At 59.0% G+C, this 13304-nt stretch carries 22 protein-coding genes; all 22 read right to left on the reverse strand.

Going from position 1 to position 13304, the window contains the following annotated elements:
* Positions 1–89: 89 nt before the first annotated feature.
* The 22 genes from rplO to J2T21_RS12865 all read right to left on the reverse strand — a co-directional run bounded on the left by rplO (position 90) and on the right by J2T21_RS12865 (position 13257).
* On the reverse strand, positions 90–545 hold the full coding sequence (gene rplO / locus J2T21_RS12760) for a 50S ribosomal protein L15 (protein ID WP_071212951.1): 456 nt from the start codon (positions 543–545) through the stop codon (positions 90–92).
* Positions 546–547: 2 nt separating this feature from the next.
* On the reverse strand, positions 548–754 hold the full coding sequence (rpmD, locus tag J2T21_RS12765; RefSeq protein WP_071212950.1) for a 50S ribosomal protein L30: 207 nt from the start codon (positions 752–754) through the stop codon (positions 548–550).
* 2 nt (positions 755–756) lie between these two features.
* The gene (rpsE, locus tag J2T21_RS12770) at positions 757–1464 is read right to left on the reverse strand and encodes a 30S ribosomal protein S5 (protein WP_071212949.1); all 708 of its coding nucleotides are present in this window, start codon (positions 1462–1464) and stop codon (positions 757–759) included.
* Positions 1461–1832, reverse strand: a complete 372-nt coding sequence (rplR, locus tag J2T21_RS12775; protein WP_071212948.1) for a 50S ribosomal protein L18 — start codon at positions 1830–1832, stop codon at positions 1461–1463. The genes rpsE and rplR overlap by 4 nt, the downstream gene beginning before the upstream one ends.
* A 2-nt stretch (positions 1833–1834) precedes the next feature.
* Positions 1835–2371 carry a 50S ribosomal protein L6 gene (rplF, locus tag J2T21_RS12780; protein WP_071212947.1) on the reverse strand — a complete coding sequence of 179 codons (537 nt, stop codon included), beginning with the start codon at positions 2369–2371 and terminating at the stop codon, positions 1835–1837.
* Between the two features lie 21 nt (positions 2372–2392).
* The gene (gene rpsH, locus J2T21_RS12785) at positions 2393–2791 is read right to left on the reverse strand and encodes a 30S ribosomal protein S8 (RefSeq protein ID WP_071212946.1); all 399 of its coding nucleotides are present in this window, start codon (positions 2789–2791) and stop codon (positions 2393–2395) included.
* Positions 2792–2853: 62 nt separating this feature from the next.
* Entirely contained in the window at positions 2854–3423 is a 570-nt protein-coding gene (gene rplE / locus J2T21_RS12790) for a 50S ribosomal protein L5 (protein WP_071212945.1), read from the reverse strand.
* Positions 3423–3767, reverse strand: coding sequence for a 50S ribosomal protein L24 (gene rplX / locus J2T21_RS12795; RefSeq protein ID WP_071212944.1), 345 nt, complete (start codon positions 3765–3767; stop codon positions 3423–3425). The genes rplE and rplX overlap by 1 nt, the downstream gene beginning before the upstream one ends.
* Before the next feature lie 2 nt (positions 3768–3769).
* Positions 3770–4138 (reverse strand): 50S ribosomal protein L14, encoded by a 369-nt coding sequence (gene rplN / locus J2T21_RS12800; RefSeq protein ID WP_071212943.1) that lies wholly within the window; start codon positions 4136–4138, stop codon positions 3770–3772.
* 871 nt (positions 4139–5009) lie between these two features.
* Positions 5010–6800: a serine/threonine-protein kinase gene (locus J2T21_RS12805; protein ID WP_307581724.1), complete on the reverse strand. Its 1791-nt coding sequence runs from the start codon at positions 6798–6800 to the stop codon at positions 5010–5012.
* Positions 6801–7272: 472 nt separating this feature from the next.
* Positions 7273–7560: a 30S ribosomal protein S17 gene (rpsQ, locus tag J2T21_RS12810; protein ID WP_113762234.1), complete on the reverse strand. Its 288-nt coding sequence runs from the start codon at positions 7558–7560 to the stop codon at positions 7273–7275.
* Positions 7560–7829 (reverse strand): 50S ribosomal protein L29, encoded by a 270-nt coding sequence (gene rpmC, locus J2T21_RS12815; protein ID WP_307581725.1) that lies wholly within the window; start codon positions 7827–7829, stop codon positions 7560–7562. Before rpmC ends, rpsQ begins: the two co-directional genes overlap by 1 nt.
* 2 nt (positions 7830–7831) lie before the next feature.
* Positions 7832–8248: a 50S ribosomal protein L16 gene (rplP, locus tag J2T21_RS12820; RefSeq protein ID WP_113762236.1), complete on the reverse strand. Its 417-nt coding sequence runs from the start codon at positions 8246–8248 to the stop codon at positions 7832–7834.
* Entirely contained in the window at positions 8249–9079 is an 831-nt protein-coding gene (gene rpsC / locus J2T21_RS12825; protein ID WP_071212938.1) for a 30S ribosomal protein S3, read from the reverse strand. It lies immediately after the preceding gene.
* A 1-nt stretch (position 9080) separates the two neighbouring features.
* On the reverse strand, positions 9081–9446 hold the full coding sequence (gene rplV, locus J2T21_RS12830) for a 50S ribosomal protein L22 (protein WP_071212937.1): 366 nt from the start codon (positions 9444–9446) through the stop codon (positions 9081–9083).
* 57 nt (positions 9447–9503) lie between these two features.
* A complete protein-coding gene (rpsS, locus tag J2T21_RS12835) occupies positions 9504–9785 on the reverse strand; it encodes a 30S ribosomal protein S19 (protein WP_068731512.1) in 282 nt (93 codons plus the stop codon).
* A gap of 12 nt (positions 9786–9797) precedes the next feature.
* Positions 9798–10637 (reverse strand): 50S ribosomal protein L2, encoded by an 840-nt coding sequence (gene rplB, locus J2T21_RS12840; protein ID WP_071212936.1) that lies wholly within the window; start codon positions 10635–10637, stop codon positions 9798–9800.
* Positions 10638–10667: 30 nt separating this feature from the next.
* Positions 10668–10970: a 50S ribosomal protein L23 gene (gene rplW / locus J2T21_RS12845; RefSeq protein ID WP_217389422.1), complete on the reverse strand. Its 303-nt coding sequence runs from the start codon at positions 10968–10970 to the stop codon at positions 10668–10670.
* Positions 10967–11569, reverse strand: a complete 603-nt coding sequence (rplD, locus tag J2T21_RS12850) for a 50S ribosomal protein L4 (protein ID WP_071212934.1) — start codon at positions 11567–11569, stop codon at positions 10967–10969. The genes rplW and rplD overlap by 4 nt, the downstream gene beginning before the upstream one ends.
* A gap of 4 nt (positions 11570–11573) precedes the next feature.
* Complete coding sequence (gene rplC / locus J2T21_RS12855) at positions 11574–12224, reverse strand: 50S ribosomal protein L3 (protein WP_071212933.1); 651 nt, start codon at positions 12222–12224, stop codon at positions 11574–11576.
* A gap of 20 nt (positions 12225–12244) precedes the next feature.
* Positions 12245–12553 (reverse strand): 30S ribosomal protein S10, encoded by a 309-nt coding sequence (gene rpsJ / locus J2T21_RS12860; protein ID WP_003803825.1) that lies wholly within the window; start codon positions 12551–12553, stop codon positions 12245–12247.
* A gap of 575 nt (positions 12554–13128) precedes the next feature.
* Entirely contained in the window at positions 13129–13257 is a 129-nt protein-coding gene (locus J2T21_RS12865) for a hypothetical protein (RefSeq protein ID WP_281070099.1), read from the reverse strand.
* Positions 13258–13304 lie beyond the last annotated feature (47 nt).

Consider the following 13304-nt stretch of genomic DNA (forward strand, 5'->3'; position numbering starts at 1 on the left):
CGGAAAGAAAAAAGGGGTGTCCCCGCGAATCCGCTTAGCGAATTCCCGGGTCCACCCCTTCTCACTGTGTGATCAAGAGACCACGTAGCTTAGAGCTCTACTGCAGAGCCGCCGGCTGCGACGATCTTTTCCGACGCGGACGAGGAGAAGGCGTTGACCTTCACGTCGACCTTGACGGTCAGTTCGCCCGAGCCAAGGACCTTGACGGGCTCGTTCTTGCGAACGGCGCCCTTCGCGACCAATGCCTCAACGGTGACTTCGCCACCTTCGGGGAACAGCTCCGAGATCTTGTCCAGGTTTACAACCTGGAACTCGACGCGGAACGGGTTCTTGAAGCCGCGAAGCTTCGGAAGGCGCATGTGCAGCGGCAACTGGCCACCGGCGAAGCCGGCCTTGACCTGGTAGCGCGCCTTGGTGCCCTTCATACCGCGACCAGCGGTCTTGCCCTTGGATGCCTCACCACGACCCACACGGGTCTTGGCGGTCTTGGCACCTTCGGCCGGACGCAGGTGGTGTACCTTCAATGCGTTTTCTTTTTCAGCCATGACTACTTCGCCTCCTCAACCTTTACGAGGTGCGGAACCGTGTTGACCATGCCTACGGTGACGGCGTCGGCGGTACGGACCACGGTGTGGCCGATGCGCTTCAGACCGAGCGAGCGAAGGGTGTCGCGCTGGTTCTGCTTGCCACCAATGGTGGACTTAATCTGGGTGATTGTCAGAGTCGCGTCGCTAGGGACAATGTTCTTCGCCACTATTACGCACCTGCCTTCTGGTTCTGGATGTTCCACAGCATCTGTGCCGAAACAACTTCTTCCAACGGCAGGCCACGACGTGCTGCCACTGCCTGGGGCTCTTCAAGGGCCTTCAGTGCGGCAACGGTGCCGTGGACGATGTTGATCTGGTTGCTCGAGCCCATGGACTTCGACAGAACATCGTGGATGCCTGCGCATTCCAGTACGGCGCGGACCGGACCACCGGCGATAACGCCGGTACCCGGAGCAGCCGGACGCAGGAGGACAACACCGGCAGCGGCTTCACCCTGCACCAGGTGCGGGATGGTGGTGCCGACGCGGGGAACGCGGAAGAAGGACTTCTTGGCTTCTTCAACGCCCTTGGCGATTGCTGCCGGAACTTCCTTGGCCTTGCCGTAGCCAACGCCAACGAGACCGTTGCCGTCACCCACAACCACAAGCGCGGTGAAGCTAAAGCGACGACCACCCTTGACAACCTTGGATACGCGGTTGATGGCTACAACGCGCTCAAGGAACTTGTCCTTGTCATCGTTGCGGCTGTCCTTCTGGTCGCGGCCACGGCCACGACCCTCGCCACGGCCACGGCCTTCGCCGCCACGTCCACGGCCTTCGCCGCGAGCGGCTCCGGCCTTGTCAGCGGCAGGAGCAGTCGCGACTGCCTCAGTAGCTTCAGACACCTGAGTTTCCTTCTTGTTAGTTGCTTCGCTCACAGTGCCAGCCCACCTTCGCGTGCACCGTCAGCAACAGCTGCCACGCGACCGTGGTACTTGTTGCCGCCGCGGTCGAAGACCACGGATTCGATGCCGGCAGCCTTGGCGCGCTCGGCGACGAGCTCACCAATGCGCTTGGCCTTGGCGGTCTTGTCACCGTCGAATGCGCGCAAGTCAGCTTCCATCGTCGACGCGTAAGCAACGGTGATGCCCTTGCTGTCGTCTACGACCTGAACGAAGATGTGGCGTGCGGAGCGGTTGACGACCAGGCGCGGACGCACCTCGGTGCCGGTGATGCGCTTACGAACACGCAAGTGGCGACGGCCGCGTGCGGCTGCCTTGCTCTTACCCTTGATTCCGAGAGCCATGGTTACTTACCAGCCTTTCCGACCTTGCGGCGGATGATTTCGCCAGCGTACCGAACGCCCTTGCCCTTGTACGGGTCAGGCTTGCGGAGCTTGCGGATGTTGGCGGAAACTTCGCCAACCTGCTGCTTGTTGATACCCGAGACGGTGATCTTGGTGTTGCCCTCGACAGCGAAGGCAATGCCCTCGGGAGCCTCGACAACAACCGGGTGCGAGTAGCCCAGGGCGAACTCGAGGTTCGAGCCCTTTGCTGCAACGCGGTAACCGGTACCGTGGATTTCGAGCTTCTTTTCGTAGCCTGCGGTGACACCGATGATCATGTTTTCGATCAGGGTACGGGTCAAGCCGTGCAGCGAACGCGAATCGCGCTCGTCGTTCGGGCGGGACACGGTCACGGTGTTCTCTTCGAGAACAACAGCGATCGGGCTTGCTACGGTGTGGTTCAGTTCGCCCTTGGCGCCCTTGACGGTGACAACGTCGCCATCAATCTTGAGCTCAACGCCGGCAGGAACAGTGATCGGAAGACGTCCAATACGTGACATGGTTTCTTTCTCCCTTTCCCGTTACCAGACGTAGGCGAGGACTTCCCCACCTACACCCTTCTTGGCTGCCTGGCGGTCCGTGAGGAGACCGGAGGACGTGGACAGGATTGCAATGCCGAGGCCACCAAGGACGTGCGGCAAGTTGGTGGACTTTGCGTATACACGCAGGCCCGGCTTCGAAATACGGCGAACGCCAGCGATTGAACGCTCGCGGCTCGGGCCGAACTTCAGGGTGATGGTCAGCTTTTTGCCGACCTCTGCTGCTTCTTCAACGAACGAGCCGATGTAGCCCTGTTCCTTGAGGATCTGGGCAACGCGCACCTTCAGCTTCGACGACGGCATGGAAACCGTGTCGTGGTAAGCCGAGTTGGCGTTGCGCAGACGAGTCAGCATATCTGCGACAGGATCTGTCATTGTCATTTGGGCTTCTGCCCTTCCTCGCTACGGTTTCCGCGCAAGCGCGGACCTGCAACGTAGTTGATCTAGTTGGCGGTCTTGAACGGGAAGCCCAGGGCCTTGAGCAAGGCGCGGCCTTCGTCGTCGGTCTTCGCGGTGGTCACTACGGTGATGTCCATGCCGCGAACGCGGTCGATGGAATCAACATCGATCTCGTGGAACATCGACTGTTCCGTGAGACCGAAGGTGTAGTTGCCGTTGCCGTCGAACTGCTTCGGGCTCAGGCCACGGAAGTCACGGATACGCGGCAGTGCCAGCGAAACCAGACGATCCACGAATTCCCACATGCGATCGCCGCGAAGCGTTGCGTGGGTACCAATCGGCATGCCTTCGCGCAGCTTGAACTGTGCGATCGACTTGCGTGCCTTGGTAACCAACGGCTTCTGGCCGGTGATGGCGGTGAGGTCGCGAACTGCGCCTTCGATGAGCTTGGAGTCCTTGGCGGCTTCGCCGACACCCATGTTCACAACAACCTTGACCAGGCCCGGGACCTGCATCGGGTTGGCGTAGTTGAACTCGTTCGTCAGGGTTTCGCGGATTTCGGCGTTGTACTTGGCCTTAAGGCGAGGCTGGATGTTCACAGCTGCTTCAGTCATTACAGTGCCTTTCCGGAAGACTTGGCGAAGCGAACACGGACGGTCTTGGACACGCCGTTCTTCTCCACGGTTTCCTCGCGGAAGCCAACGCGGGTCGGCTTCTTGGTTTCCGGGTCAACGATTGCGACATTCGAGATGTGCATCGGGGCCTCAACGACCTCAATGCCACCGGTCTGCGTGCCACGCTCGGTCTGGCCGGCCTTGGTGTGCTTGGTGACGCGGTTGACACCCTCAACAAGAACGCGCTGCGCTGCCGGGAATACCTTCAGCACCTTGCCCTGCTTGTTGCGGTCGGAACCGGCGATGACCTGAACCAGGTCACCCTTCTTAATCTTTGCACCCATGGTTACAGTACCTCCGGAGCCAGGGAAACGATCTTCATGAACTTCTTGTCGCGAAGTTCACGACCCACCGGACCGAAAATACGGGTGCCGCGGGGCTCGCCGTCAGCCTTGAGGATGACAGCTGCGTTCTCGTCGAACTTGATGTAGGAACCGTCGACGCGGCGACGCTCCTTCTTGGTGCGAACGATGACAGCCTTGACGACGTCACCCTTCTTTACGTTTCCGCCAGGGATTGCATCCTTGACGGTGGCGACGATTACGTCGCCGATGCCTGCATAGCGACGGCCAGAGCCACCGAGAACACGAATGGTAAGGATTTCCTTAGCACCGGTGTTGTCGGCAACCTTCAGTCGCGATTCCTGCTGAATCACTTTTTACTCCTGTCGTCTCGCTGGTTCTCCTAGGGAGCCTTGCGGAACGGATATGGTCCATCTCAGCTTCCGCTTACCCCCACCTCCATACACAACGGTTCAAGGCGCCCGAGGGCGAGGAACAGTTGGTGCTGGGGAAGCAGGGCCGAGGCGTTAGCTCAGAGCTATGCCGCACAGCTTTCCGGGCCCGTAAAAAACCCTCCGGCTGCACTATGCATCATGGCGGAGGTGGATAGTCTCCAGACATAACGCGCACAGAATAAAAAGTCTACCGCAAGAATGCGTGATCCCGAAACCGTGTGCTATGGGGCAACGTGGGGTCCTTGGTCACACACGGCTCTTTTAGTGAGTGTGATCGACTGCCGAAATTGGCGAGATTCACGATACTACGGTCTACAACACCATCACTGAGTGGTACGTGAGCGCGGGCCTATCTCGTGGTCAGCGGCCTCCGTTGCTTCGCGGTATTGATGCCACGCTCGATCAGGTCGAGTCGCTAGCTAGTTGCTATCTTTAGGTCCAGACCTCCAGCCGTCCGTCACATCGCACTTTCGGCTGGCTTTGTTTGGTTTCACTTTTCCGGAGTCGCGCATTAGTTCCACCGCTCCGACGCGCATATCCGCATGGATTTCGACACGCATGCTTTGCCCCCCCCTTGACACGGTCCGGTCTCGTCTTGGCCGCCCCGAAACCACTTCCTGAAGATTGAGGCATTTCAACGAATGTGGTCCTCTTCCAGCGATAAGTAGCCATTCATCACGGTATTTGCCATACGAAATAGGTCGCTCCGCAACGCGCCGTTATGCGGAAACGCGATCTTAGGGGTTGCCGTAGATAGCAGTCATGGAAGGTCCAGAACTACTATTCCTTCCTATATTTCCCGCAATTTTAGGACTTTGGCCAGTGTGCTGCGGATGTCGAACGTAGGGCCCCAGCTGAGTACGACGAGATCTTCATACTGGTCCACTGGCCTTAGCAAGTCGAGGACATCGCCCCTAAACCAGTAGTCCTCCGAGGCAATGGCGAGTGCACTCTTACGGAATCGCTCATATTCATCGCTCGATGGGAAATATATCGAATAGCTTCCGTCGGTCCCTTGCCCTACCGAGACGTCCCACCTACTCTCAAATACTCCAAGTACTTGGGCGGCAATTTCCGCGTCGCTAGACTTATCGAAGAGTTCAGCACCGGTGGTCTTTCGGGAGGAATCTTCAAGCGAAGTTCCCTCCCAATGAACAATTACTTGGCGATCGAACTCGATGCTTTGAAGGTTCTGCAAAGACAATTCGAAGAAGTCAGTCTCGAGATATTCCCTCACGCTTCTCGCGATCCATATAATGGGGGCACCCACGAGATTTCGATGAAGTGACTCTGCACTTGAACCCGGTGTGACCGAGAGTAAGTCTTGAATACTTTCTAGGATCTCTCTGCAATGGTAGTCCTTACAGAAGCGGAAGTAGTGAGCCGCCTTAGAGGGCAGCCCCGCCCAGATGGAGCTACGCGCCAGCGGGTATTGCCTCTGCAAGGACTCGAATTCGCTTTGGAGACGTTTCTTGAACGGGGAGACCACCAGTTTCTGGTCAGAATCATTCCACGTGCTATTAGCTTCATACTCGAACTTCGCCTTGCAGATCGAGTACAGCTTTGATTGGACGCAGGAATTATATAACTCCTGCGTCACGCGGTAGTCAATCTCGCAGTGATAGTTCGGGTTGTAGAGAGAAATCTCCTCTTTTGTAGTTCGCTCAAAGATATATTTGGCAGACAGGACATCCATAGCGGCTTGCTTGAGGATGTGGTTGGCATCGGAGACGGATCCGTCAGTCGGCGCGTCATTGGTCCTCAATTCCTCCATGATCCCTTCGACGTTAGCGGCGAGCTGCCTGCGGATCAGGCGGAGCCAATCTCGTGCGGCTTGAATCCCGATGCGCTGTGTCTCATCCTGAAGCATCATCCTCTCGAGGAGCATGTCGAGATCGGAGAGAAAAGGGTGGATTTCCCCCACTCGCCGATGCCGAGCTCCGCGAGAGTTCTGCTTGGTGAAAATCTCGGTGATGATGAGTCCGAGCGCGAAGATGTCTGCAGGCTTCCCGATATCTGTGGCGCCATTCCTGACCATCTGCTCAGGTGCCTGGTAATTGCGATTGGCCAGGAGTTCACCTGCAGTGGTCAGCGTGGAGTCCTTGAAGTGGGCGATACCGAAGTCCGCAAGAACTAAACGCCGCTTCTTGCTATCGACGAGTATGTTTTCGGGTTTGATATCCCGGTGCACCACGCCTGCTTGATGTATATAGGCGAGCCCTTCGCAAAGCTGGGAGAGGTAGTCGAGAATTACTTGGTGGTCCGTTTCGTTTTCAATGACCGCACGCAAGCTCTCTGGATACAGGTCCATGGTGTAGTAAAAATACTTCTCGTCCTCGGACTTCGCATGAATTCTCACAACATGATCGTTCCTCGCCGCCAGACCGAACTCTATCTCCTTACGAAATCGCTCGTTCCGTCGGTCCGACCGAACGTGCTTCAAGATTTTTTTAAGGGCGTAGACCTTGTCATCGTCTGCGGACCGTACCTTCCAGACTTCAGCTGTACCTCCATGTCCGAGAATTGATTCGAAGGTGTAGGAGACGCCTTCGATCTCCAGAATTTTCTTCTGCTTCTTCATAGAAATTAGCCTAATCAACTCTTGAGTAGATCAACTCATTAATTCAGCGGCGGCCGCTGCCACGGTGTCCAACCAGGGCCGCCCGAATATGGACTGTCTGGCCCGACGACATTTGCGTCCGGTTGAGAGTCAGTAACACCCACCCCGGCTAGGCCGTCGGAACAGTAGCACCACCGGCAGCGCCATTAGAATGGATGGACTTTAGGTGCGGCATTGAGGCGAGGCTCACGGCAAAATACCTCACCCACCATGCGACGTAAAAGAATGCCGCACGGTGGCCTCTGCTCCCTGGCAGTTATCCTAGTCACCCTTGTGGACCCGCTTCCGGTCATTTGCAAGGCAACCGCGTGCGGCGTCCACCCAACCTAGGGAAATCGCCGAACGCAAAACACCCCGGCACCGGCTGGATGAATCCAGCGGTCCCGGGGTGTTGAGCTTGGTTCACGTCTAAGTGAAAACCAACGAAAGGGGCTTACTTGGCCTTTTCGAGGATTTCCACGAGGCGCCAGCGCTTGTCGGCAGACAGCGGGCGGGTCTCGGCGATGAGAACGAGGTCGCCGATGCCGGCGCTGTTCTCTTCGTCGTGAGCCTTGACGTTCTTGTTGCGACGCATGACCTTGCCGTAGAGGGCGTGCTTTACGCGGTCCTCGACGTCAACGACGATGGTCTTCTGCATCTTGTCGGAAACCACGTAACCACGGAGGGTCTTGCGGTCGTTGCGCTCTGCAGCTGCATCCACGACGTTATCCTTCTCGCTCATTACTTGGTTTCCTTGCTCTTCTTGGTCTCTTCGACCGGCACTACAACGTCGGGACGAATGCCCAGCTCGCGTTCGCGGAGCACGGTGTAGATACGAGCGATGTCACGCTTGACAGCCTTCAGGTTGCCATGCGATTCGAGCTGACCGGTGGCCGACTGGAAACGGAGGTTGAACAGCTCCTCCTTGGCCTTCTTGAGCTCCTCGACCAGACGGGCGTTATCAAAGCCGTCCAGTGCTTCGGTTGCTAGATCCTTGGATCCGATTGCCATTCCTATTCACCACCTTCGCGACGCACAATGCGTGCCTTCAACGGCAGCTTGTGGATTGCCAGGCGCAATGCCTCGCGTGCTACCTCTTCACTGACACCGGAGAGTTCGAAGAGAACCCGTCCCGGCTTTACGTTTGCGACCCACCATTCCGGCGAACCCTTACCGGAACCCATGCGGGTTTCGGCAGGCTTCTTGGTCAGCGGACGGTCCGGATAAATGTTGATCCAGACCTTGCCGCCACGCTTGATGTGGCGGGTCATTGCGATACGAGCTGCCTCGATCTGGCGGTTGGTAACGTAGGCCGGGGTAAGGGCCTGGATACCGTACTCGCCGAAGGCTACCGTGGTACCGCCCGAAGCTGCGCCACTCCGACCGGGGTGGTGCTGCTTGCGGTACTTTACTCGGCGTGGGATAAGCATTTAAGCCTGTCCTCCTTCTGCAACTGCTGCTGCGGGAGCCTCAACAGCCGAAGCTGCTTCTGCACCTGGAGCTGCGCTGCGCTCGGGGCGACGACGACGTTCGCCACCTTCGGGGCGTCCACCCGGACGTCCGCCGGGACGATCGCCGCGACCGCGGGCCGGAGCTGCTGCAGCCTGGGCTGCCAGTTCCTTCGAAGTTACGTCGCCCTTGTAGATCCAGACCTTCACGCCGATGCGGCCGAAGGTGGTCTTGGCTTCGAACTTGCCGTAGTCGATGTTCGCACGCAGGGTGTGCAGCGGCACACGGCCTTCGCGGTAGAACTCCTTGCGGGACATTTCTGCCCCGCCCAGACGACCGGAGCACTGTACGCGGATGCCCTTGGCACCTGCGCGCATTGCCGACTGCATGGCCTTCTTCATCGCGCGGCGGAAAGCCACACGCGAAGCAAGCTGCTCGGCGATGCCCTGGGCAACAAGCTGGGCTTCGATCTCGGGGTTCTTGACCTCGAGGATGTTCAGCTGAACCTGCTTGGCGGTGAGCTTTTCGAGCTCGCCACGGATGCGATCGGCTTCGGCGCCGCGGCGACCGATAACGATGCCCGGGCGTGCGGTGTGGATATCCACACGAACACGGTCTCGGGTGCGCTCGATCTCCACGCGGGCGATGCCGGCGCGTTCCATGCCAACGGTCATCAGTTCGCGGATGCGGATGTCTTCTTTTACGAAGTCCTTGTAACGCTGACCGACCTTGGTGCTGTCGGCGAACCAGTGCGAAACATGGTCGGTAGTGATACCGAGACGGAACCCATGCGGGTTAACCTTCTGTCCCATTTTACTCTTCCCCACCCTTCTTAGGGGTTGCGACGACCACAGTGATGTGGCTCGTGCGCTTCTTGATCTGGTATGCCCGACCCTGAGCACGCGGCTGGAACCGCTTCATGGTCGGACCCTCGTCAACAAACGCTTCGCTGATGAACAGCTCGTCTTCGTTGAACGCGACACCCTCGCGGTCTGCGGCGGCACGGGCGTTAGCCACTGCCGATGCTACAACCTTGAACACTGGCTCTGAAGCTGCCTGCGGGGCAAACTTCAGGATCGCCAGTGCTTCGTTCGTCTGCTTGCCACGAACAAGGTTGACGACGCGCCGGGCCTTCATAGGCGTCACGCGGATATGGCGCGCAATTGCCTTGGCTTCCATTGCTTTCCTTCTCTCGTCTCTCGAAGAAGTGCTAAGCACTCGCTGAACCCTTGCGGGTTAGCGGCGCTTGCCCTTCTTGTCGTCCTTCACGTGGCTGCGGAACGTCCGGGTCGGGCTGAACTCGCCGAGCTTGTGCCCGACCATCGACTCGGTGACAAACACGGGGATGTGCTTGCGTCCGTCGTGTACGGCGATCGTGTGCCCGAGCATGTCGGGGATGATCATCGAACGGCGGGACCACGTCTTGATGACGTTTTTGGTGCCCTTTTCGTTCTCAGCAGCGACCTTTACAAACAGGTGCTGATCGACGAAGGGGCCTTTCTTCAGGCTGCGTGGCATGTTTCCAGGCTCCTATCGCTTGTTCTTGCCGGTACGACGACGGCGAACAATCAACTTGTCGCTGTCCTTGTTGGGACGACGGGTGCGTCCCTCGCGCTTGCCGTTCGGGTTGACCGGGTGACGGCCACCGGACGTCTTGCCTTCGCCACCACCATGCGGGTGGTCAACAGGGTTCATGGCCACGCCACGCACGGTCGGGCGAACGCCCTTCCAGCGCATGCGGCCGGCCTTGCCCCAGTTGATGTTCGACTGCTCGGCGTTGCCGACCTCGCCGACGGTTGCGCGGCAGCGCACGTCAACGTTGCGGATTTCGCCGGACGGCAAACGGAGCTGGGCGAAGCGACCCTCACGGGCCACCAGCTGCACCGAGGCGCCTGCGGAACGAGCCATCTTTGCACCGCCGCCGGGACGCAATTCCACAGCGTGGATTACGGTACCAACCGGGATGTTGCGCAAAGGCAGGTTGTTGCCGGGCTTGATGTCGGCGTTTGCGCCGGCCTCAACGGTGTCGCCCTGGGAGAGCTTGTTCGGTGCGATGATGTAACGCTTGGTTCCATCAGCGTAGTGAAGAAGCGCAATGCGAGCGGTGCGGTTCGGGTCGTACTCGATGTGAGCGACCTTTGCCGGCACGCCGTCCTTGTCGTGGCGACGGAAGTCGATCAGACGGTACTGGCGCTTGTGTCCGCCGCCCTTGTGGCGGGTGGTGATCTTACCGGTGTTGTTACGGCCGCCAGTCTTGTGCAACGGGCGAAGCAACGACTTTTCCGGAGTCGATCGGGTGATTTCTGCGAAGTCGGCAACGCTCGAGCCGCGAAGGCCCGGGGTTGTCGGCTTGTACTTACGGATTCCCATAGTTTAATTCCTCGTTAAAGTGGTCTCCGCTTAAGAAAGCGGACCGCCGAAGATGTCAATCGAGCCTTCCTTCAGGGAGACGATCGCACGCTTGGTAGCCTTGCGCGTCCCCCATCCGAACTTGGTGCGCTTGCGCTTGCCGGCACGATTAAGGGTGTTTACGGAGTCAACCTTGACCGAGAAGATAGCTTCCACGGCGTTCTTGATTTCCGACTTGTTCGAACGCGGGTCAACGAGGAAGGTGTACTTGCCTTCGTCGATCAGACCGTAGCTCTTTTCCGATACGACGGGTGCGATGACCACATCGTGCGGAGCCTTTGAGAAGGTGCTCACTTGGCTTCCTCCTTCTGGACCAGGGCATCGAATGCGGCCTTGGTGAAGATGACGTCGTCGGAAACCAGCACATCGTAGGTGTTGAGCTGGTCTACGTACAGGACGTGGACCTCGGTGAGGTTGCGGACCGAAAGGGCTGCAACGTCGTTGGCGCGCTCGATGACTACGAGCAGGTTCTTGCGCTCGGACAGAGCGCGCAGGGTGGCCAGTGCCGCCTTGGTGTTCGGCGTGGTGCCTTCAACCAGGGCTTCAATGACGTGAATGCGGTTGTTGCGAGCGCGGTCGGACAGGGCGCCGCGCAATGCAGCAGCCTTCATCTTCTTGGGGGTGCGCTGGCTGTAATCGCGAGGAGTCGGTCCGTGGACAACGCCACCACCGGTCATGTGAGGAGCACGGATTGAACCCTGACGGGCGCGGCCGGTGCCCTTCTGCTTGAACGGCTTGCGACCGGCACCGGAAACTTCGGCGCGGTTCTTGGTCTTGTGCGTGCCCTGGCGAGCAGCTGCCAGCTGGGCCACGACGACCTGGTGCAGCAGCGGAACGTTGGTCTGAACGTCGAAGATCTCCGAAGGGAACTCGACAGTAAGTGCCTTAGACATTTAGTTATGCTCCCTTCACAGCGGTGCGCACGAGTACGACGCGGCCGCGAGCGCCTGGAACGGCGCCCTTGATCAGCAGGAGGTTCTTCTCGGCATCCACGGCGTGAACGGTGAGGTTCTGCGTGGTGACGCGCTCGGCGCCCATGCGACCGGCCATCTTCTGGCCCTGGAACACACGGCCCGGGGTCGATGCGCCGCCGATGGAGCCCGGCTTACGGTGGTTCTTGTGAGCACCGTGCGATGCCGGAGCACCGTGGAAGCCGTGGCGCTTCATGACGCCGGCGAAGCCCTTACCCTTGGAAGTTCCAACGACGTCGACCTTCTGGCCGGCGGCGAAGATTTCGACGGTGAGTTCCTGGCCTGCGGCGTAGGAATCGGCGTCGGCAGTGCGCAGCTCAACGACGTGGCGGCGCGGGGTGACCCCTGCTGCCTCGAAGTGGCCGGCGAGCGGCTGGGTGACCTTGCGCGGGTCGATCTGGCCGTAGCCGATCTGAACCGCGGTGTAGCCATCGCGCTCGGCGTTGCGCAGCTGAGTGACGACATTGCTGTCGGCCTGTACAACGGTTACCGGGATGAGGTTGTTGTTCTCGTCCCAAACCTGGGTCATGCCGAGCTTCGTGCCCAGCAGGCCCTTTACGTTACGGGTTGCGGTCATAGTTTTCTCGCCACCTCCCCTTAGAGCTTGATTTCGATGTTGACATCCGCCGGCAGGTCAAGACGCATCAGCGAATCTACGGCCTTCGGGGTCGGATCGATGATGTCGATCAGACGCTTGTGCGTGCGCATTTCGAAGTGCTCACGGCTGTCTTTGTACTTGTGGGGCGAACGGATAACGCAGTACACGTTCTTTTCCGTTGGGAGCGGCACTGGGCCGACTACGGTTGCGCCAGCGCGCGTCACCGTCTCAACGATCTTCCGGGCAGAAACGTCAATGACCTCGTGGTCATACGACTTCAGCCGGATGCGGATTTTTTGTCCCGCCATGGCTTGATGCCTCTTTCTAATTAGCACTCTCTGTACAGTTACTGTGCCCTACGGGCCCCTTTCGGGACCGGCACGCCTCGCATCGAACTGAATCCGGATAAATCCGGGTTCCTCAATCCGCCGAAGCCCGACCCCCGCGGTCGGGCGTGTCGCACTTTTCAGCGACACCGAACCCGTGAAAACCTTGGGGGACATTGTTCGTGTTTCCAGGAATTTCGGTTGTATTGCTCCCCAGCCCCGGGCATTATCCCGGGTGAGACACAATCTCGGTAGAAAAAATCCATGTCCCGGTGTCGGTTTCCCGATCAGCAGACATGAACCATGGAAATGCTCACGAACAACTTGTCTAGTGTGTCAGGTTCCGGGCCCAAACACCAAATCTTTGCTCTCCCCCGCCAACTGCCCGCTGGCGCAGCCGGCGCCCGGACATTGACACGCACGATCGCTGCCACGGGAAAATCACCGGAAATTCGGTTGTCGATTCCCCGACGCTGGTGGTTCGGTGCGCAGGTTCGAGCAGGCTCGGGCAAAATCGCGTGAGTAAGCTCACCGATGCGCTTTCGCCCGCCGGACTGCTACTGGTCATCTTCCCGGGATCGCCGGATCTCCTTGGCCCGCTGGATCTCCTTGGAGAACTGCTTGCGCACCCGCATGACGACCACGACGACGACCACCACGATCAACACGAAAATCAAGAACTTCATGTGGCCAGCGTAACCGCTTGGCCCGAGCCGGTCACCAGATCCGGCCA

It is taken from the genome of Paeniglutamicibacter psychrophenolicus (assembly GCF_030812255.1).
GTDB classification, from domain to species: Bacteria; Actinomycetota; Actinomycetes; order Actinomycetales; family Micrococcaceae; genus Paeniglutamicibacter; species Paeniglutamicibacter psychrophenolicus_A.

Excerpts from the sequence above, each read along its gene's own strand:
- rpmC (WP_307581725.1), bottom strand. The coding sequence starts at position 7,829 with ATGGCAATCGGATCCAAGGATCTAGCAACCGAAGCACTGGACGGCTTT.
- rpsS (WP_068731512.1), bottom strand. The coding sequence starts at position 9,785 with ATGCCACGCAGCCTGAAGAAAGGCCCCTTCGTCGATCAGCACCTGTTT.
- rpsJ (WP_003803825.1), bottom strand. The coding sequence starts at position 12,553 with ATGGCGGGACAAAAAATCCGCATCCGGCTGAAGTCGTATGACCACGAG.
- rplE (WP_071212945.1), bottom strand. The coding sequence starts at position 3,423 with ATGACTGAAGCAGCTGTGAACATCCAGCCTCGCCTTAAGGCCAAGTAC.
- rplP (WP_113762236.1), bottom strand. The coding sequence starts at position 8,248 with ATGCTTATCCCACGCCGAGTAAAGTACCGCAAGCAGCACCACCCCGGT.
- rplC (WP_071212933.1), bottom strand. The coding sequence starts at position 12,224 with ATGACCGCAACCCGTAACGTAAAGGGCCTGCTGGGCACGAAGCTCGGC.
- rplO (WP_071212951.1), bottom strand. The coding sequence starts at position 545 with ATGGCTGAAAAAGAAAACGCATTGAAGGTACACCACCTGCGTCCGGCC.
- J2T21_RS12865 (WP_281070099.1), bottom strand. The coding sequence starts at position 13,257 with ATGAAGTTCTTGATTTTCGTGTTGATCGTGGTGGTCGTCGTCGTGGTC.
- rpsQ (WP_113762234.1), bottom strand. The coding sequence starts at position 7,560 with ATGAGCGAGAAGGATAACGTCGTGGATGCAGCTGCAGAGCGCAACGAC.
- rplF (WP_071212947.1), bottom strand. The coding sequence starts at position 2,371 with ATGTCACGTATTGGACGTCTTCCGATCACTGTTCCTGCCGGCGTTGAG.
- rplB (WP_071212936.1), bottom strand. The coding sequence starts at position 10,637 with ATGGGAATCCGTAAGTACAAGCCGACAACCCCGGGCCTTCGCGGCTCG.
- J2T21_RS12805 (WP_307581724.1), bottom strand. The coding sequence starts at position 6,800 with ATGAAGAAGCAGAAGAAAATTCTGGAGATCGAAGGCGTCTCCTACACC.
- rplD (WP_071212934.1), bottom strand. The coding sequence starts at position 11,569 with ATGTCTAAGGCACTTACTGTCGAGTTCCCTTCGGAGATCTTCGACGTT.
- rplV (WP_071212937.1), bottom strand. The coding sequence starts at position 9,446 with ATGGAAGCCAAGGCAATTGCGCGCCATATCCGCGTGACGCCTATGAAG.
- rpsC (WP_071212938.1), bottom strand. The coding sequence starts at position 9,079 with ATGGGACAGAAGGTTAACCCGCATGGGTTCCGTCTCGGTATCACTACC.
- rpsH (WP_071212946.1), bottom strand. The coding sequence starts at position 2,791 with ATGACAATGACAGATCCTGTCGCAGATATGCTGACTCGTCTGCGCAAC.
- rplX (WP_071212944.1), bottom strand. The coding sequence starts at position 3,767 with ATGGGTGCAAAGATTAAGAAGGGTGACCTGGTTCAGGTCATCGCCGGT.
- rplR (WP_071212948.1), bottom strand. The coding sequence starts at position 1,832 with ATGGCTCTCGGAATCAAGGGTAAGAGCAAGGCAGCCGCACGCGGCCGT.